General features: G+C 36.5%; 16 protein-coding genes and 1 tRNA gene. 4 read left to right on the forward strand and 13 right to left on the reverse strand.

Going from position 1 to position 17,814, the window contains the following annotated elements; genetic code table 11:
* Positions 1-29 precede the first annotated feature (29 nt).
* The 11 genes from ABGT15_RS12525 to ABGT15_RS12575 form a co-directional block, all read right to left on the reverse strand.
* Positions 30-590, reverse strand: coding sequence for a helix-turn-helix domain-containing protein (locus ABGT15_RS12525; protein WP_367231783.1), 561 nt, complete (start codon positions 588-590; stop codon positions 30-32).
* 397 nt (positions 591-987) lie between these two features.
* A complete protein-coding gene (locus tag ABGT15_RS12530; RefSeq protein ID WP_367231784.1) occupies positions 988-1,809 on the reverse strand; it encodes a T9SS type A sorting domain-containing protein in 822 nt (273 codons plus the stop codon).
* Between the two features lie 21 nt (positions 1,810-1,830).
* On the reverse strand, positions 1,831-3,009 hold the full coding sequence (locus ABGT15_RS12535) for a hypothetical protein (RefSeq protein ID WP_367231785.1): 1,179 nt from the start codon (positions 3,007-3,009) through the stop codon (positions 1,831-1,833).
* A gap of 459 nt (positions 3,010-3,468) precedes the next feature.
* Positions 3,469-4,596, reverse strand: a complete 1,128-nt coding sequence (locus tag ABGT15_RS12540; RefSeq protein ID WP_367231786.1) for a hypothetical protein — start codon at positions 4,594-4,596, stop codon at positions 3,469-3,471.
* Positions 4,597-4,748: 152 nt separating this feature from the next.
* Complete coding sequence (locus ABGT15_RS12545; RefSeq protein WP_367231787.1) at positions 4,749-5,504, reverse strand: LytR/AlgR family response regulator transcription factor; 756 nt, start codon at positions 5,502-5,504, stop codon at positions 4,749-4,751.
* 8 nt (positions 5,505-5,512) lie between these two features.
* Positions 5,513-7,546, reverse strand: coding sequence for a tetratricopeptide repeat-containing sensor histidine kinase (locus tag ABGT15_RS12550; protein ID WP_367231788.1), 2,034 nt, complete (start codon positions 7,544-7,546; stop codon positions 5,513-5,515).
* A gap of 552 nt (positions 7,547-8,098) precedes the next feature.
* Positions 8,099-8,180: transfer RNA gene (locus tag ABGT15_RS12555), tRNA-Tyr, on the reverse strand.
* 171 nt (positions 8,181-8,351) lie between these two features.
* The gene (locus tag ABGT15_RS12560; protein ID WP_367231789.1) at positions 8,352-9,479 is read right to left on the reverse strand and encodes a redoxin domain-containing protein; all 1,128 of its coding nucleotides are present in this window, start codon (positions 9,477-9,479) and stop codon (positions 8,352-8,354) included.
* A 127-nt stretch (positions 9,480-9,606) separates the two neighbouring features.
* Entirely contained in the window at positions 9,607-11,022 is a 1,416-nt protein-coding gene (locus tag ABGT15_RS12565; protein WP_367231791.1) for an MBL fold metallo-hydrolase, read from the reverse strand.
* Positions 11,023-11,081: 59 nt separating this feature from the next.
* The gene (locus ABGT15_RS12570) at positions 11,082-11,867 is read right to left on the reverse strand and encodes a sulfite exporter TauE/SafE family protein (RefSeq protein WP_367231792.1); all 786 of its coding nucleotides are present in this window, start codon (positions 11,865-11,867) and stop codon (positions 11,082-11,084) included.
* Positions 11,867-12,499: a Crp/Fnr family transcriptional regulator gene (locus tag ABGT15_RS12575; RefSeq protein WP_367231793.1), complete on the reverse strand. Its 633-nt coding sequence runs from the start codon at positions 12,497-12,499 to the stop codon at positions 11,867-11,869. The genes ABGT15_RS12570 and ABGT15_RS12575 overlap by 1 nt, the downstream gene beginning before the upstream one ends.
* Before the next feature lie 231 nt (positions 12,500-12,730).
* Here ABGT15_RS12575 and ABGT15_RS12580 point away from each other — a divergent pair, with 231 nt between their 5' ends.
* Positions 12,731-14,005, forward strand: coding sequence for a Glu/Leu/Phe/Val family dehydrogenase (locus ABGT15_RS12580; protein ID WP_367231794.1), 1,275 nt, complete (start codon positions 12,731-12,733; stop codon positions 14,003-14,005).
* 187 nt (positions 14,006-14,192) lie between these two features.
* Here the strand turns inward: ABGT15_RS12580 and ABGT15_RS12585 are convergent, their stop codons facing one another.
* Complete coding sequence (locus tag ABGT15_RS12585; RefSeq protein WP_367231795.1) at positions 14,193-16,244, reverse strand: M13 family metallopeptidase; 2,052 nt, start codon at positions 16,242-16,244, stop codon at positions 14,193-14,195.
* 53 nt (positions 16,245-16,297) lie between these two features.
* Positions 16,298-16,669 (reverse strand): DUF423 domain-containing protein, encoded by a 372-nt coding sequence (locus tag ABGT15_RS12590; RefSeq protein ID WP_367231796.1) that lies wholly within the window; start codon positions 16,667-16,669, stop codon positions 16,298-16,300.
* 70 nt (positions 16,670-16,739) lie between these two features.
* Between ABGT15_RS12590 and ABGT15_RS12595 the strand changes: the two genes are divergently transcribed.
* Genes ABGT15_RS12595 through ABGT15_RS12605 form a run of 3 tightly spaced genes read left to right on the forward strand, consistent with a single transcriptional unit; the run spans position 16,740 to position 17,799 of the window.
* Complete coding sequence (locus tag ABGT15_RS12595) at positions 16,740-17,096, forward strand: nuclear transport factor 2 family protein (RefSeq protein WP_367231797.1); 357 nt, start codon at positions 16,740-16,742, stop codon at positions 17,094-17,096.
* Positions 17,097-17,104: 8 nt separating this feature from the next.
* Positions 17,105-17,650, forward strand: coding sequence for a hypothetical protein (locus ABGT15_RS12600; protein WP_367231798.1), 546 nt, complete (start codon positions 17,105-17,107; stop codon positions 17,648-17,650).
* A complete protein-coding gene (locus ABGT15_RS12605) occupies positions 17,650-17,799 on the forward strand; it encodes a hypothetical protein (protein WP_367231800.1) in 150 nt (49 codons plus the stop codon). The genes ABGT15_RS12600 and ABGT15_RS12605 overlap by 1 nt, the downstream gene beginning before the upstream one ends.
* The last annotated feature ends 15 nt before the right edge of the window (positions 17,800-17,814 follow it).

Below are 17,814 nucleotides of genomic sequence, written 5' to 3' on the forward strand. Positions count from 1 at the left end.
TACACTTTTCTTTCAACGAGTTGTAACATTTACAGAAAATCCAGCGGAATTCTTTTTTGCTGTCCAATAGTTTTAAAATGAGATGGGGTCAATCCTGTTACTTTTTTGAATTGATTGCTTAAATATGCCACACTGCTGTAACCCATTTGATGTGCGATTTCTTTAAGTGAAAGTTCATCATAAACGATAAGTTCCTTTACTTTTTCTATTTTTTGAACAATTAAGTATTTTTCTATTGTCGTACCTTCCACTTCGGAAAATAAGTTGCTTAAATAGTTGTATTCGTAGTCTAATTCTTTTGCAAGAAAATCGGATAAATTCACTTTCAGCATTTCTTTATCGTGGTGGATGAATTGTATGATGTAGTTTTTGATACGCTCAATCAGTTGTCTTTTTTTATCATCTATTACTTCAAAACCAATGGCTTGCAGTTGATTGGATAGTTTCATCATCTCCGAATCGCTGAGCTGATCATTTACGTCTATTTCACCTAAAGAAACATTCCTGTAGTCTATTTGTAACGAATTCAGAATGGTTTCAACTGCCATAATGCAACGTGGACAAACCATGTTTTTAACATATATTTTCATTAGTTGAGAATTGTTTTTATACAAAATTAGTTAATAAATAGAAGAATGAGTAACGCTGTGACTTGTAATGTTTAAAAACAAAGCATATAGTAGCATTTGTATGTAAAAGTAATCGATTTTATTCCCTAAGTTTAAGATTGAATGAATATTTTAAAAGTAGCTGAAAAACAGCGAATCTTAATTATTTACAGGGTTTGATTTTATTTCTGCGGAGAGTAGGATTTTGTCACTTTGTTCCTACATTCTGAGTAAGGTGAACTTTACTCAAAACCAAAAGCCCCAAAACATTTGTAAAAATAAACTCGGCTATAGTCATAACAGAGTTATATTGGTAATGAAAAAAAAATCTCTAATCCTTTTCGAATTAGAGATTTAAATTTTGAACTTTTAAAGTTGATTACCCTTTAATAAATTTTAGTGTTTTAACGGCGTCATTTGCAGTTATTTTTATCAAATAGGTTCCCGAAGCCAAATTGGAAACATTGATGCTTCCTTCGCTAACATGCAATGATTCTGTTCTTACTTCCTGACCCATTAGGTTATAAATTGCAGCCGAAGTGATTTCTTTATCGGAAGAAAAATTCAAAATATCCTTCACCGGATTGGGATACACGATTAGATTGGCAAGATTAAAATCTTCTGTTGCCAAAGGAGCTTCTACAGAAACCACACTTCTGAAAACCGACCCCCACATTCCTCCGCTGTCCTTCATGCGAATGTTGAATACATGTAAGCCATTTGCCGGAAGTGCAATTCCGGTTTTTGTCAGTTGTTCGAAAACATCGTTGAAATTGCCGTCTGTAGCTAGTACCGCAGTTCCGTTTCCTTCTCCCGGATCAGCGTCCCAAAAATATTCGGCCTGTACAATCGAAATATATGGTGTTGCCGCAGCATTCACCTGAACTACAGTTGTAAAGGTTGAACCCCACATGCCTGCACTGTCTTTGATACGGATATTGAATTTATGCAAACCGGTGCCCGGTGTTGCAATTCCTGTTTTGGTCAGTTGTTCGAAGACACCATTGAAACTGCCATCAGTAGCTGAAACAGCTGTTCCTAATCCTAATCCAGGATCATTGTCCCAAAAATACTCTGCCTGGCTTATGGTTAGCTGGGCGGAACAAAGAGTAACCATGCCTAAAGCGATAATACTATAAATATATTTTTTACTCACAGTTTTAAAATTGTTTTTACTGTGTTCGTGAATCTTCGATTTCATCTTAATTTGCAGTATTTGGGATTATTTAGAAAAACCGGAACCGTTTATATTTAGAGTTCCGCCGGTAATAACTCTTGGAACGTTCAAATAATTGATTTGCGCTCTGTTACCACTATCAGCTGGCCAGTAATTGGTAAAGCTGTTGGAACCTCCTTTATGTCCGGCATCGTTTCGGGTTAAGTCTAAGTCGGTGTATTGAACCGCAGGGTTTCCTGCATTTACATTGGCACCAGTAACAGTATAAGTCGTGTTGTTGAAGTTCATATTGGCACTTCCTGTATTGTTGCTTTGCGTGATTGTTCCCTCTGTTACAAAGGCATTTGTAGATACGTTATAGGTCGCCGTTACATTTGCCACACCGTTCGTCTGTATACAAGCATTGGTTTGGGCTACAACAAATGAAATCGCATTGTTCATGATTGTGATGTTTCCGCCAGTACCGGGATCGCCATTTAAGCCGATGTATATAGGCGCGATGTCTCCGCCATTAGGATCATATATAGTATTATTTACGATTTCGTTAGTTCCACTTGTTTTGGTATTATAAATTCCAAACCCACTTGCAAAGTTATTATAGAATTTAAAATTATAGCTGGTTTGTTGGCTTCCGATCCAGGAAGACACAGCATTTCCTGTGATTTCAATATCATTAGCTGCCAGAGACGTATCGCTGGAAGTGTTGTAGGCTGTCATCGACTGCACGTTATTTCCGGTCATCCTTCCGTGTGAAAAATATACATAGCCATTAACAGTACATCCAGACATGTTTGTGGTTGTGTTCGCTGGGGTAGCATCAACATTATTTAAATAACAGTTATACAGATTGATGGTGGTTCTACCTCCGGTGGTAGCGCCTGTTGCTACAATATTATAGATGGTAAAATTTCCTGAACTTAAACCGCTTATGGTTACTACTCTTCCAGCTAGCGGATTGATATTTACAGTTCCTCTGATGAAATATTTGGTATAAGCCGTCTCGGATACCAATGTAAGCGATTTGTTAATGGTTAGGTTTTCTATATAAGCTGCGTTATTTGCTTTTGGTCTGATGATAATTCGGTCTCCGTCAGACGCCTGAGCAATTGCTGCGCTTACAGTAGAAAATGCATTGGCATCATTTTCCCTAACATACAAATCGGCTGCTGAAGCTATTGTGGAAAATAAACCGGCAACAGCCATAAAAAGTAATTGTTTTTTCATTTTGTTTTTCATTTGACCCTTATTTTTATAGGGTTTTAGTTAATAAAGTATTTATAGGATTAAATTTTATTAATGAGTTCCTGCCTAACTTAGGTGTTGGTGCGCAAACTTAGGTATATATTTTGTGTAAGATTAATCCTTTAACATTGTTTTAAAAATTATATTACAATATTACAGGAAAGAAAAATGAGGATTTTGTCTAATGAACATTCGTTTGACTTGGGTTGATATTCGTTATGATTTAAAGGAAATTCGTTTCTTGGCATGGGATGAAATATTGGATATGAGGATAGAGAAATAAAGCCAGTCAAGCGACTGGCTTTAAAGTTTGAGTAAAACGTGCTATTATGACTTAAAAATATTTGCGACTGATTTTACGTATAGTTCCGATACCTTTTCCCAAGAAGTAGAATTCATTTTAGGAGTGTCGCCAAAATTTCTGTTTTTTGTATGCAGTTATTATTTTACTTTTTTAAGCCAAAAATAATCGTTCCATCCTTCGATTAATCTTGTCGGATCGGTGTTTTTAGTTCTGTCTTGTTCCGGAATTTGGACTACCTTTTTATCTTTAACAGTAAAGTTGTAGATTCTCGGATCGCTTTCACCTTCAATGGTAAGTTCAATTTTGTAAGCCCCGTCGGTAAGGTCTGCAAATTTAATCTCACCAGGTTTGTTTACGAGTTTAAAGGCACATGAAACTTCATTCCATTTTGCTTGTTCTACTTGAGCCGTATTGGGTCCGTTACCATAATGTTGTGCATACAATTTATTGTCTTTAAACATATTTACAGACCACTTCACACTCTTGTTGGTTTTTCTGCTGTTAGAAGGATTAGGCATAAACTCTTCATGAGTAATATAGAAACCAAAAAGAAGATTACCAGTATTGGCGTGATTTATATAAGCAAAATTATTCCATGGCCCACGAACAACATACATTTCATTCATAGCGGCATAAGGATCGGTATTCGTTAGTTTAGCCAACTCAAAATCAAAAGAATAAAACATTTTGTCTCCTGCATAAAAATCTAATCTGTAATTACCCGGACCCCATTGTGTTATGAATGATTCTGAATGTCCAACCCATTCGCCATCACGTTGGTAACGGCTACTTGGTTCATTGAATTTTGTTTTCTTTCCGTCATCAAAAACCTGATCTCCTGAATACTCGAAATAGTTCATGTACTGGTTGTCTTTGTATACCTTAATTCTCAAATACTCCGACTGATCCGAAAAGGCATGAACTGTTCTTCCGTCAACCGTTTTATTTGGAATGAAAGTTGCCGTATAACTATTAATTAATCCCGGAAAAGTACCTGTTCCGTAAAGTAGAGAGTTGAAAGTTACGGCCGGCGTTTGTTTGAAAGTATTCCAATCTAATTTTAGACCTCCGAAATTACCGCTTTTACCGCCTTTTCCTGCTTTCCCTTTAGCAGATTTCAGTACCTTGTCTGCGGCTTTGCCAGTTTCGATTACCGATCCGGCATCATTGGTTGTTTTTTTAATCTTATTCAACAATTGCGCATTAGTAGCCGTAAAGCAAAATAACAATGCAACAATCATTGCACTCGTTTTAATTTGTTTCATGTTTTACTGTTTTTTTAAGTTAATTGTACTCTGTTTTCTTAATTACAGGCCAAACATAATTCAAAAGAAAATGGCAATTTTGGGCAATGAATATCTGTTTCCTTTTAAAGGAAATTCGTAGAAGATTAAAGGAAATTCGTTTTTGAAAAAATTTATACCTGAAGGTTTTCAAGAAGAACCAGGAACTCTTCTTTTTTACGAACCGAAAGTGGGATTGCGCTTTTGTTTTTCATGATTATAGTATTTCCGCCGTCAGTTTTTATAAAATGGTCGAAATAAGCCATATTGATTAAATGTGACTGATGGGTGCGAAAAAAACTATGGGGAGTAAGCAAGGTTTCATACTCTTTAAGATTTGTGGAAACCACTAACTTTGGCGCATTGATAAAATGAAACGTAGTGTAGTTTTTATCCGATTCACAGTTTACAATATCTTGAATATTAACGGAATAAATCCGGTCTGCCGTTTTAAGAATAAGGTTTTGAAGGTTTTTAGGACGTTCCAAATTGGCAAATAAATTACTGAGCTTCATATCAAAGACTTCTTTGCTAAGGGAACTTTCTGCCTTTTTTACCGCTTCTGCCAAATCATCAGAATCAAGTGGTTTTAGCAAATAATCAATGGCTGAAAAACGAAATGCCTTAACAGCAAAGTCTTCATAACCAGTAATGAAAATAACTTTAAAATTGATGGGCTTTACTTTTTGAAGCAAATCAAAACCGGTACCATCCGGCATTTCTACATCTAGAAAAACCAAGTCGGGCGTTACTTGTTGTATTAACGTTATTCCTGAAGCCACCGAATCGGCTTGCCCAATAATTGAAATGCTGGGGCAAGTAGATTTAATAATAGCAATATTTTCTTTTCTTATTTTTTCAATATCGTCAATGACAACGGCTCGTAACATATTTGGTTTTAATTTTCGTAAATATAAGGAATCTCAAAAACAACTTTGGCACCTTTAACAGTTCCTTCCGGAGTGATTAGATTATCCGTTTGCACTACAAAATCTTTGTTTTTGGTATAAGTCACCAAGCGCTCTTTGGTAATAGTCATCGCGAGTGATTTATGGTTGCTAACTTGTGTGTCAGTACCAAATCCTTTGCCATTATCGGTTACTTCAAAGTATAGTTTATTCTCTTTTAAATAGAAGTGAATAGCTATTTTTCCGTTTTCCAGAACATTGCTTAAACCGTGTTTTATGGCATTCTCAATGAAAGGCTGTGCTAACATTGGCGGTAGGAATATCGTTTCTTTATCTATTCCTTCCTGAATATCAATGGTGAATTTAAATTTATTGTCATACAGTAGTTGTTGTATCGAAAGGTAGTTTTCAATCATTTCTACTTCTTCTTCCAGTGAAATATAGTTCTCATTGGAGTTTTCAAGAATTTGTCTGGTTAGTTTTGAAAATTTCCCCAAATAATTTACCGCTTCATCATTTTGTTTGTTGTTAATTAAACTTCTGATGTTTTGCACCGAATTGAATATAAAATGCGGGTTCATCTGCGTGATAAGCAGTTTTTGCTTGATTTGGTTTTTCTCCAAAACGGTAATGGCTTGTTTTTGTTTGCTGTTGCGATAATAAAAATAAGCTCCCACCACTATCAGTAAAAGCAAACTTGACAGCCCGATAAGCCAGTTGTTTTTGATAGCAGTTTTCTTTTCGCCTTCGAGTTTGATTGCGGCTGCTTTCTTTTCTCCCAGAAGTTTTACGGCCGATACTTTCTTTCCCTGTATGATTTTCTGCTGGAGTTCTTTTCGTTCAAAATCATACTTCAATTGCTGTTGTGCCAATTTGTTTTTTGATGTTTCGAGGGCAGTTTTCCTTTCCGATTCGAGTTTTATGGCAGCTAATTTCTTTTGCTGGATTATCTTCTGTTGGAGCTCTTTTTTCTCAAACTCATATTTGAGCTGCTGCTCAGACATTTCTCTTTTTGAGGAGGCAACTCGGGTAGAATCGGCTAATTTTTTATCAAATTCATAATATTGAAGCGCCTTTTCATAATTTTTGTTCGCGAGGTTTATCTTGTACAACATTTCAGCAATATCTTTCTGAAGAATCTTATTGCCTGTTTTTTTACTCAGTTCAAAAGCTTTTTCTTGATAAACACCAGCATTAGCAAGGTCTCCTTTATTAAAATTTAAAGTACCGAGACCAAAATAGGTGGTAGCCATTGTCATGCTATTGGTAGTCGCAGATTTCAGTTCTAAAACTTCCTGATAGAGCTTTTCGGCTTCCGTAAAATTGGAAAGTTTCATTTGCATGTCCGCAGCAGCTGTTAAAGCCAAGCTTGTTTGTACGTTGGCACCTAATTTTTTGGTTATTTCCAGCGATTTTTCACAATAGGCTAAAGCTTCTCTGTATTTTTTAAGCTGACTATTACAGTAAGCTATGTTTTGATAGGCTGAGGCTTTGTAATTAAGGGTACGATTCATTGGATACGCCTTATACGATAAGTCATAATAGCGTACACCTTCCTGACTATATTGAATGGATTTTTCAAACTCATTCTGATGTCTGTATATGTTGGCCAACATTGTGTAAGCATGAGGTAATGAATGTACATATGTTTTCTTATCTTTTTCGTAATATTTGAGAGCGGAAAATATTAAAGGTATCGCCTTATTGAGCTCTTTGGTTAAAACATAGGTTTGAGATTTTGTAAGACCAACAACATACATATTGTCATAAGACTTCGTAGCTTTATAAAGCGCTATTGCTTTATCAAAATAAAGTACTGATTTGTCATACTGTTCTTTTTGCGAATACCTCGTTCCTAGTTTCGAGTAATAACTAGCGAGCCATTCGGTATATCTTTTTTGTAGTTTGGGTGTATTCTTTTTTTTATAATTTTTTAATGCTAGTTCACCCAGCATATCAAAGACACGATGAAAATCTGGGTCGTAGTTATTGGTAAAGTGTGAACCGGCAAAATCATTAATCATTTGCAATCTTGTGGTGTCATGAAGCTTTGGGTTCTGTAATACAATTTTTAACGAATCAATAGCTCTGTTCTGTGCATAAGAAGTAGATAACGTTAATATGAAAAAAAATAGAATTAGTAGGCGAGCGTTTTGGAACATCTTTAATCGTTGTCAAATTTTTGAAATCCAAAAGTAATCATAATATTTGTAGTAAATTTACCAGGCATTAATGATTGTGACGTTATCTGCAATTTCCTAACTTTTTTAATTATTCTGGTTAAGAGATGCGTTTTTTTAAGGTTTTAAATAGTAAACCTAGTTGAAGATTTCTGCTGTGTTGTCTCGATTTTATCCTTTAAGATTCAATGAATATTTTGAAAGTGCCTAAAAAGCAAAAACCCAGTAAAATCATAAGATTTACTGGGTTTTGAGTCCTTTTGTTTTTTAATTTGTGGGGAGAGCAGGATTTTTCCGCTTCGCTCCAAGATCTTGAGTAAGGTTTCCTTACTCAAGCTTATAAAAACAAAAAAGCACTCAAGTAAACTTGGTGCTTTTTTTTATTTTATAATCTTGTGGGGAGAGCAGGATTCGAACCTGCGAAGACTTAGTCAGCAGATTTACAGTCTGCCCTCGTTGGCCGCTTGAGTATCTCCCCATGCGTTACAAGTATTGTACTTGCTTATTGCGGTTGCAAATATAGAACTGTTTTTTCGTTATGCAAGCGTTAAATAAAGATAATTTAAAAGTTTTTTTTAATGCATTGGAAGTGAATTAAATAAAAAAATCTCCCGAAGGAGATTTTAGAAATAGTATGCGTTTTTAAAGCTTATTTGCCTAATAATTCAATAACTTTTGCTTTTAATTCTGCACCTCTCAAGTCTTTTGCAACAATTTTTCCAGAAGCATCTAGGATGAAAGTAGCCGGAATTGATTCAACGTTGTATTGTTTTGCAATCGGGTCTTCCCAAAATTTTAAATTTGAAACCTGAGCCCAAGTTAATTGATCTTTAGCAATGGCTTCTTTCCATTTAGCAGCATCTTTGTCTAAAGAAACTCCAATGATGTTTAAACCTTTTGCGTGATATTCATTGTAAAGGGCAACCACATTTGGGTTTTCTGCCCGACAAGGTTTGCACCATGAAGCCCAAAAATCAATAATAGTAACTTTACCTAAAGATTCTTTTAAGGATATGGTTTTTCCTTCCGGATTAGGAGCTGAGAAGTTTGGAGCTGTTTTTCCATTTTCTACCGCAGACTGGGCTTTTAAGAAGTCACCAACTTTTTTTCCACTTTTACTGTTTTTAACATCGGAAGCTAATGCGTTGTAAAACTTTGAAATTTTATTAAATTCCATTGTTTGTCTTGACATGAAATTTTCCAAAAGTAAAACGGATAACAAAGCATCAGGATTTTTTTCAATGAATGTTTCTGATTGCTTGTCCATTTCTTTTTGGAACGATTGGTTCTGTTTCATTAAAGCATTCATGGTTACCGTGTCATTAGCGGTTCTTGCCTGAATGAATTTTTCTTGATTGGCTTTTTGGAAAGCAACCATTTTTTTGAAAATTACACTTGATTCATCGTTGTATTTCTGAAACTTATCATTGTTGTTTGTACCTCCAATTTTAGATTTCTGAATAGTATCTTTATCAACGGCAATGTTAATTTCTCCGTTTTCAAGGATGAAAGGTACCATACCATTGTTAACACCTTCAATCATAATGAACCCTATTTCAGCTCCTTCTGTTTGAGATCCTTTTAGTTCAAATTTACCGTTTTCAACTTTTACGGTATCCTTAGGAAACATTCCTGCTTCGTTTTGCACTTGAAGAATGGCCATTTTTCCGTTTTCAATACCGGGAGCTTCTCCTGAAATTAAATATTCCTTATCTCCAACTTTGTTACATGCCACTGCTAAAATCGTAAGAGCAGATACCAAAAGAATTTTCTTCATTATTTATGTTTATTTGTTTGTGGTGCAAAAATATTTAAAAATAGTTATCGATTTAAAATAGTTACTGCTAAATTTTTGTTAGTGTTTTTACATAAAAAAATCAGGACTAAGCCTGATTTTTAAAAGATTATTTCAATGTTGACGGACAAACGAAATTTGTAAGCGGTACTCCGGCATTTCGGATTCCTGCAATTCCTTTTTCAACATTAATCATATTGTGATAGCCTCTTGCTTTTAAGATAGAAGCCATAATTACCGAACGATAACCACCGGCACAATGCAAATAGAAATCTTCATTTTTAGGAACTTCGGACAATTGACTGTTTACAAAATCCAAAGGAATGTTGATGGCGTTTTCCACATGTTCAGCGGAATATTCACCCGGTTTTCTGGAATCGACTACTTTAAGTTTAGTTTGATCTTTTTCTGAAGCAAATTGTTCCGGAGAAATAGAAACAATGCTGTCTACTTCAAAACCGGCAGCTTTCCAGGCTTCGATTCCGCCTTTTAAATAGCCTATACAATTGTCAAAACCTACACGGGCTAAACGGGTAATTGTTTCTTCTTCACGACCTTCCGCAGTTATCAATAAGATAGGTTGTTTTACATCCATAATCAAAGCGCCTACCCAAGGAGCGAAGTTGCCGTCTAATCCGATGAAAATCGATCCCGGAACATGTTCTTTTACATATGCATCCTGATGACGAACATCTAAAACCAATGCTTCAGATTCGTTTGCAACAGTTTCAAATGCTGCCGGTTCAAGGGCATGTTTTCCTTTGTCCAAAATTGTGTCTAAACTTTCGTATCCTTGAATGTTCATCATTACGTTTTGAGGAAAATATGCTGGTGGAGCGCTTAAACCATCTAATAATTCTGAAATGAATTCTTCTTTAGTCATATCGGCACGTAAAGCGTAATTTACTTTTTTCTGATTACCTAACGTATCCGTCGTTTCTTTACTCATATTTTTTCCACAGGCACTTCCGGCACCGTGGTTTGGATATACAATCAAATCGTCGGATAAAGGCATGATTTTCGTGCGAAGGGAATCGTATAAGTAACCCGCCAGTTTTTCCTGTGTTAAATCGGAAGCAATTTTCTGTGCTAAATCCGGTCTTCCCACATCACCAATAAACAAAGTGTCTCCGGTGATGATGCCGTGTTCTTTTCCGTTTTCATCGATAACCAAATAGGTTGTGCTTTCCATTGTGTGCCCAGGTGTGTGCAATGCTTTAATGGTAGCGCCTCCTATTTTAAACTCTTGGTTGTCTTTTGCAATGATAGCTTCGAAACTTGGGTTAGCTGTTGGTCCATAAACAATTTGCGCACCAGTTTTTTTGGCTAAATCCAAATGTCCGGAAACGAAATCGGCATGGAAATGTGTTTCGAAAATGTATTTGATTTTAGCATTGTCTTTTGTGGCTTTATCAATGTATGGCTGAACTTCTCTCAGCGGATCAAAGATGGCAGCTTCGCCGTTGTTTTCAATATAGTATGCTGCGTGAGCGATACATCCGGTATAAATTTGTTCAATTTTCATAGTTGTTGTAATTTTTTTGTAAAGGTAATACAAGGCCTAAATAACTGACGTAACATAAGTTACAATCCAAAGAGCTCTTTTGATAAAATGAAAAGCGCCATTAAAAGTACAAAGTAACCAAATCCTTTCTTAAGTTGAGCATCATTTAGGAACTTATTAAGATAGATCCCGATAAAAATACCAACCACGGAAATCGAGGTAAAAATCATCAGAAATTGCCAATTGATTTCCATGTTCTGAACATCTCCCGTAAATCCGATTAATGAATTTAAGGCAATGATTAGCAGGGAAGTGGCAACTGCTTTTCGCATCGGTAATTTGGCAAAGAATACTAAGGACGGAATAATTAAAAAGCCACCACCGGCTCCAACCAGTCCGATTAGTAAACCTACTATTATGGTTTGCAGGATGAATTTTGCGGTTGAGGATGATTCTTCAGTTACTACTTGCTTTTTCTTTTTCAACATGGATAAAGCTGCAAAAAACATGATGACCGCGAAAAGTACCATCAGGAACATTTCTTTGGTTAAACTGAAAAAGTTTGTTTCCAGCAATACATCCGGAATGGCAGGTACTATATATTTTCGGGTTAAGTAAACGGTTGTAAAGGAAGGAATTGCAAATAAAATCCCTTTTTTTAAATCGACAAATCCTTTCAGATAATTTTGTGTAGCTCCAAAAGCCGAAGTAGTTCCAACTATAAAAAGCGAATAAGCAGTAGCAGTAACCGGATTAAACCCCAACGCATAAACCAAAAGCGGAACCGTCAGTATGGAACCGCCTCCGCCTGTTAATCCTAAAATCAGTCCAATTACTAAAGCGCCAAAATAGCCGAATGTTTCCATTAGAATTGTAAAATTTCTATTTTGTTGCGGTTCAGTTTGATTTTACCTTCATGTTCCAGTGTTTTTAGTAAACGAGAAATTACCACACGGGAAGTGTGCATTTCAGTAGCAATTTCCTGATGAGTGTTTGAAATTTCTGTTGTTCCTAAAACTTTAGCTTTGTCCGTTAAGAATTTATACAAACGTTCGTCCATTTTCATAAAAGCCAACGTATCAATAGCTTCGAGCATTTCCATCAAACGCGTGTTGTAGCTTTCAAAAACGAAATTGCGCCAGGATTTGTATTTCACAATCCATTCTTCCATTTTTTCGATGGGAATCATGATTAAATCGCCTGAAGTTTCTGAGACTGCCTGAATTTTACTTTTATTGTTTCCCAGACAACAGGTTAAGGTCATGGCACAAGTGTCGCCACGTTCTAAAAAATAAAGCAATAATTCATCGCCGTTATCGTCTTCACGCATAATTTTAATGGCACCGTTTAAAAGGATTGGCATAAATTTTATGGTTTCTCCGATTTCCATAAGAATTTCATCGGCGTTAAATTTCCGGTGTTTTCCGACCTTGGCCATTTCTTCAAGTAAAGCATCTTCAAACAGGTAGCCGTACGAATCTTTAAGCAACTGATACATGGTTTTCTTTTTTACAAATGTAGGTTTTTGAAAAGTACCTTTTAGTAACTTTTGTTACCTAGCTGAAACGAATTACAAGGTAATCAAAAAGGAGTGTTAAATTGTTCGGAAATAGCTTAATTTTATTAAAAAAAAGAATCTCAATAATTTAAAATAGTATATATTTGCTTGCTTTTTTAAAGCCTTAAAAATAAACAAACAAACAAAATTAAGTTGTAAATAATTGAAACTATGGCAACAGCAGCAAAGCAACAGCCTAGCATGTATGAGAACGTAAAAAATCAGTTCGAAAAGGCAGCTAATGTAATGGGATTAGACGACACAGTTAGAAAAATCCTTTCCACTACAAACAATGAAATTATCGTTCACTTTCCAGTGAAAATGGATAACGGATCAGTAGAAGTATTCACTGGCTACCGTGTTCAGCATAACAATGTATTAGGGCCTTACAAAGGAGGCTTACGTTACCACCCAACTGTTGATATCGATGCAGCAAGAGCATTGGCTACTTGGATGACTTGGAAAACATCATTGGCAGGACTTCCATACGGAGGTGGTAAAGGAGGGATTCAATTAGATCCTAAAAAATATTCTCAAGGAGAATTAGAGCGTATCACACGTCGTTTTGCTTATGCATTAGGCGATAACATCGGACCTGAGTATGATATCCCGGCTCCGGACGTTAACACGAACGCACAAATGATGGCTTGGATTGCAGATACTTATATGTCTACAAAAGCTCCGGCCGATCGTTCAAGAAACCAGCACGTAGTTACTGGTAAACCGGTAGGTTCAGGAGGTTTGGAAGGACGTGACCGTGCAACAGGATTCGGAGTAGTAGCTACTTTAGAGTCTTGGGCTAAATTGAGAAACACTTCTTTAGAAGGTAAAAGATATATCGTTCAAGGTTTCGGTAACGTAGGATACTGGGCAGCACACTTCATGAACAAAAATCAAGCGATTTTAGTTGGAGTTCAGGATGCTACAGGAACTATCTACAACCCGGAAGGGATTGATCCTGAGGCGTTATTACGTTTCCAGGCCGATAACGGAACAATTTCAGGTTTCAAAAATACTCAGGATTATAATGGTGCAGATTTCTTCGGAATGGACTGTGATATCGTGATCCCGGCTGCTTTAGGAAACCAGATTACGGAAGTTAATGCAGATACTGTAAAAGCAAAAGTTATTGCTGAAGGAGCAAACGGACCAATTGATACAGAAGGTGAAGCTATTTTATTAGCAAAAGGAATCGAAATCATTCCGGATATCTTATGTAATTCAGGTGGTGTGATCGGCTCTTACTTTGAGTGGTTGCAAAACCGTAACGGAGAAATCTGGACTATGGACGACGTAATCATCAAATTAAGAAAGAAAGTAGAAGACGCTTTCAACCGTGTTGTAATCACTGGAGGTCAGTACAAAACAGACTGGAGAACGGCAGCTTATATTCAGGCATTGGTTCGTATCGAAATGGCTTACAAACAAAGAGGTATCTTCCCTTAATAGATACTTTACAGATAAAAAAAACCGCTCACTGAGCGGTTTTTTTATTGGTTTTAAAAAGCACAACAATTGAGTATCTTGTATGTTTAGCTTTTAGTTGCTATAAATTTACCGCAGATTCACTTATTGCGGATTGTTAAATTCCAATCTAAATAATTTGTGAATCTACGGTTTTTATGCCTAAAAATTACCAGATTTTCACACGTTTGTTCTCCGGAAGGAACATTTTATTGCCTTCTTTTACATTAAATGTTTTGTAGAATTCCGGCATGTTGCTTAAAGGCCCATTGATTCTCCATTGTGCCGGAGCGTGTACGTCTACCATGATTTGATTCGCTAACGATTCGTCTTTCATATTTACCATCCAAGCATAACCATAAGCTAAAAAGAAACGCTTATCCGGCGTCAAACCACTGATTTTCTGTTGTTTTTTGTATTGTTCGGTTTTTTTGAAGGCTTCATAGCCCATAACCACACCACCTAAATCGGCAATGTTTTCACCTTGGGTAGCGTCACCGTTTAAATGTTTCGTTCCTAAAACAGTGTAATTGTTGAATTGTTCTACAATCAGTTTGGTTTTTTCCTGGAATTTTTTCAAATCTTCAGCAGTCCACCAGTTGTTTAGGTTTCCGTTTTCGTCATATTGTGAGCCTTGGTCGTCAAAACCATGAGTGATTTCATGCCCGAAAGTTGAACCGCCAATGATTCCGTATAAAATAGCATCATCCGGCATTCTGCCTTCAAAACCGGGAACGATGATGTTACAAGCCGGCACTACAATTTCATTATTGCTTGGGTTGTAATAAGCATTGTACGTTTGCGGATACATATGCCATTCGTTGCGGTCTACCGGTTTGCCGAATTTGCTTACCATATCGTTATAAGCCCAAACGTTCGCATTGATCACGTTTTTACAGTATGAATTTCTGTCGATGGTTAGCGAACTCATGTCTTTCCATTTGTCAGGGTACCCAACTTTCATTACAATTTTGGAAAGTTTGCTGAGTGCTTTTTTCTTGGTTGGTTCACTCATCCAGTCTAATTGTTTTATATGATCAGCGTAAACGTCGCGGATGTTGTTGCCGATTTCCAATAATTTCTCTTTGGAACCTTTTGGAAGGTACTCAGCAACATAAATCTGTCCGATTAATTCCCCTAAAGAACCGTCAGTTTGTTCTACTACGCGTTTCCATCTTGGTTTTTGCTCTTTTACACCATTCATTACGGTCGAGTAGAAGTAGAAGTTTTGCTTGTCAATGGCTTTGTTTAAATACGAGGCATAAGAATTTACCAAATCCCATTTTAAATATACTTTCCAGTCTTCAATGGAATAACTTCCCACCATCGTGTTCATTGCTTTGAAGAATTCCGGTTGCCCCACAATCACTTCATTGGCATTTTTGATTCCCATCGCTTGTAATACTGGTTGCCATTTTATAGCTGATGTCGTTTTATCCAAATCAGCCACTTTCATTTTGTTGTAGTTTTTGATAGGATCACGAAGCGCTTCCAGTTTTCTTGATGCTTTTGCTAACTCGGTTTCCATTTTCATGATAAGCGCCGCGTTCTTTTTTGCTGAAGTATCATCAGCTCCGGTAAGTTTTTGCATCGCTTCCAAATGCTTTACATATTCCGTTCTTATTTTAACCGTTTCAGCATCGGTATTGAAATAGTAATCACGATTACCCATTCCTAAGCCGCCTTGTGCTAAGAAAACAGCGTATTGGGTACTGTTTTTATCATCCTGACCTACATAAAAGCCAAAGGCAGGGCTGGCACCTTGCGTATGAAGATAACCGATAGTTGTCATTAAGGAAGCCGCATCTTTTACCGCATCAATTTTCTGAAAGTTGGCATTTAACGGAGATAATCCTGCTTTTTCAATTGAAGCTTCATCCATACCGGACGCGTAGAAATCACCAATTTTCTGTTGATTACTGCCTTTTTCAGCGTCTTTGTCTTCTGAAGATTTAATGCAGATTTGTTTAATCTGGGAGTTGATAGTGTCGCCAATTGTTCTGAAAATTCCGTTACTTCTTTCAGATGAAGGAATTGGGTTTTTCTTGAACCATCCACCGTTGGCGTAGTTAAAAAAATCATCGGCAGGATTTACCGTAGTATCGCGGTTGGTAACCAAGGGATCGGTCAATTCTGCTAAATTTTCCTTGCCTTCTTTTTTGCAGCTAACCAGCAATGTAGCGGAAAGACATAATGACAAAGCAATTGCATTTGTTTTCATATAGTTATGATTAAGGTTCGAATGAATGAATAAGTAGTGCGTTTAGAAATTTGTTACACGGAAAACACTAAAAGTAACCAACCCGTTACGAGTAATAGTCCGCCAAGAGGGGTAATTGGCCCTAAAAAACGCCATTTGTTGCCTTGCATCGAAGTCAGGCACAAGCCATAAATGCTGAAAGAAAACAAAAAGGTGCCAAGAATAAAACACCAGGCCACCGCATTTTGCAAACCGTTTTCAAAAGGCAATAACACACTGACTAAAAGCAATGCCAAGGCGTGATACATTTGGTACTTCACTCCGGTTTCAAAACTTTTCAGTAATTCCTCATTCATGCGTTTTTTTAACGCGTGCGCTCCAAAAGCACCAAAAATCACAGCTAATCCACCGTATAAAGCACCAAATGTCAGGACGATATCTTTCATGAAATATGTTTTTTTCAAAGATAAATAATAAATGAAAATAAAGTAATTTTGATAAACAGAAAGCCTTATTATGACACCAAACAAAAAAACAGTCCAAGACTACATGGAAGCCTTCAAAGTCCTAGACCACGAAGTCATCTTGTCCTGTCTTACTGATGATGTAACCTGGCACATTCCCGGCTCTTTCACGATATCCGGTAAAGAAGCATTTGATAAAGAAATCGAAAACGAGAATTTCGTCGGAAAACCAATTATTGAAGTAATCCGAATGGTAGAAGAAAACGATATTGTGGTAGCCGAAGGAACCGTTCAATGTGAAATGAAAACAGGTGAAGTATTGAATTTAGTATTTTGTGATGTTTTTCAGATGCATAACGGAAAAATAAAACAACTGACATCGTACCTGATGAATACTGCCGCACAATAATCGAATTTATGTCTAAAACCTACAATAAATTTAATTTTCACAAGCATACCTTTTGCGTATTTAAAGAAGTGCCAGTTATTGATATTGAACATCTTAAGCTAAATCACAAAAGCAATTCGGGAAGCACCTATTATTTTACGGAAGCAGGAGTGTACAGAGTTTCAAATCATTGGGGCAGAGCCGCTAATTGCCGTTGGCGACTGCAATCCGACAGTAAACTTGTAAATCAACGTGTTAAAGTAGGGTATGCAAATTGGACAGACTTTTATCCGAATAACGAGCAGGAAAACCTGTTTTACGTTGAAGTGAATTGGGAAACGAATGAAGTTACTTTTCAGCATAAATTTAACCCGAATTACAATGGAAAAGCACAACTTCGTAATGCGTCAGAAACTGCAAAAACCATCCGGACACTTAATGAAGTGTTGGCTACAGATAATTGGGCAAAATACCTTAATTTTAACGATATCAATGAACTGCGAAAAGAGATTGTACAACAATTGGTTACATCCAACGCATCGTTTATTGAAATCAAACGTAACTATTCAGTATAATGGGACGTCGTAACGAAACCAACCGACTGGCACATAAAAAGAAAGTCGATCAGAAGAAAACCAAAGAAAAAGAAGCCGAACAACTCCGGAAGGAAAAACTGAAAGCCATCATCAAGCAATCCAATGTCAATCAAAACAAACAGGAATAAATTAAAATAAAGGTT

Source organism: Flavobacterium enshiense, assembly GCF_040750275.1.
Taxonomy (GTDB): domain Bacteria; phylum Bacteroidota; class Bacteroidia; order Flavobacteriales; family Flavobacteriaceae; genus Flavobacterium; species Flavobacterium enshiense_B.

Coding starts and splice junctions, on each gene's coding strand:
- ABGT15_RS12525 (WP_367231783.1), bottom strand. CDS start 590: ATGAAAATATATGTTAAAAACATGGTTTGTCCACGTTGCATTATGGCA.
- ABGT15_RS12595 (WP_367231797.1), top strand. CDS start 16,740: ATGACACCAAACAAAAAAACAGTCCAAGACTACATGGAAGCCTTCAAA.
- ABGT15_RS12535 (WP_367231785.1), bottom strand. CDS start 3,009: ATGAAAAAACAATTACTTTTTATGGCTGTTGCCGGTTTATTTTCCACA.
- ABGT15_RS12560 (WP_367231789.1), bottom strand. CDS start 9,479: ATGAAGAAAATTCTTTTGGTATCTGCTCTTACGATTTTAGCAGTGGCA.
- ABGT15_RS12545 (WP_367231787.1), bottom strand. CDS start 5,504: ATGTTACGAGCCGTTGTCATTGACGATATTGAAAAAATAAGAAAAGAA.
- ABGT15_RS12600 (WP_367231798.1), top strand. CDS start 17,105: ATGTCTAAAACCTACAATAAATTTAATTTTCACAAGCATACCTTTTGC.
- ABGT15_RS12570 (WP_367231792.1), bottom strand. CDS start 11,867: ATGGAAACATTCGGCTATTTTGGCGCTTTAGTAATTGGACTGATTTTA.
- ABGT15_RS12590 (WP_367231796.1), bottom strand. CDS start 16,669: ATGAAAGATATCGTCCTGACATTTGGTGCTTTATACGGTGGATTAGCT.
- ABGT15_RS12565 (WP_367231791.1), bottom strand. CDS start 11,022: ATGAAAATTGAACAAATTTATACCGGATGTATCGCTCACGCAGCATAC.
- ABGT15_RS12580 (WP_367231794.1), top strand. CDS start 12,731: ATGGCAACAGCAGCAAAGCAACAGCCTAGCATGTATGAGAACGTAAAA.
- ABGT15_RS12530 (WP_367231784.1), bottom strand. CDS start 1,809: ATGAAATCGAAGATTCACGAACACAGTAAAAACAATTTTAAAACTGTG.
- ABGT15_RS12550 (WP_367231788.1), bottom strand. CDS start 7,546: ATGATTAATGATTTTGCCGGTTCACACTTTACCAATAACTACGACCCA.
- ABGT15_RS12605 (WP_367231800.1), top strand. CDS start 17,650: ATGGGACGTCGTAACGAAACCAACCGACTGGCACATAAAAAGAAAGTC.
- ABGT15_RS12575 (WP_367231793.1), bottom strand. CDS start 12,499: ATGTATCAGTTGCTTAAAGATTCGTACGGCTACCTGTTTGAAGATGCT.
- ABGT15_RS12540 (WP_367231786.1), bottom strand. CDS start 4,596: ATGAAACAAATTAAAACGAGTGCAATGATTGTTGCATTGTTATTTTGC.
- ABGT15_RS12585 (WP_367231795.1), bottom strand. CDS start 16,244: ATGAAAACAAATGCAATTGCTTTGTCATTATGTCTTTCCGCTACATTG.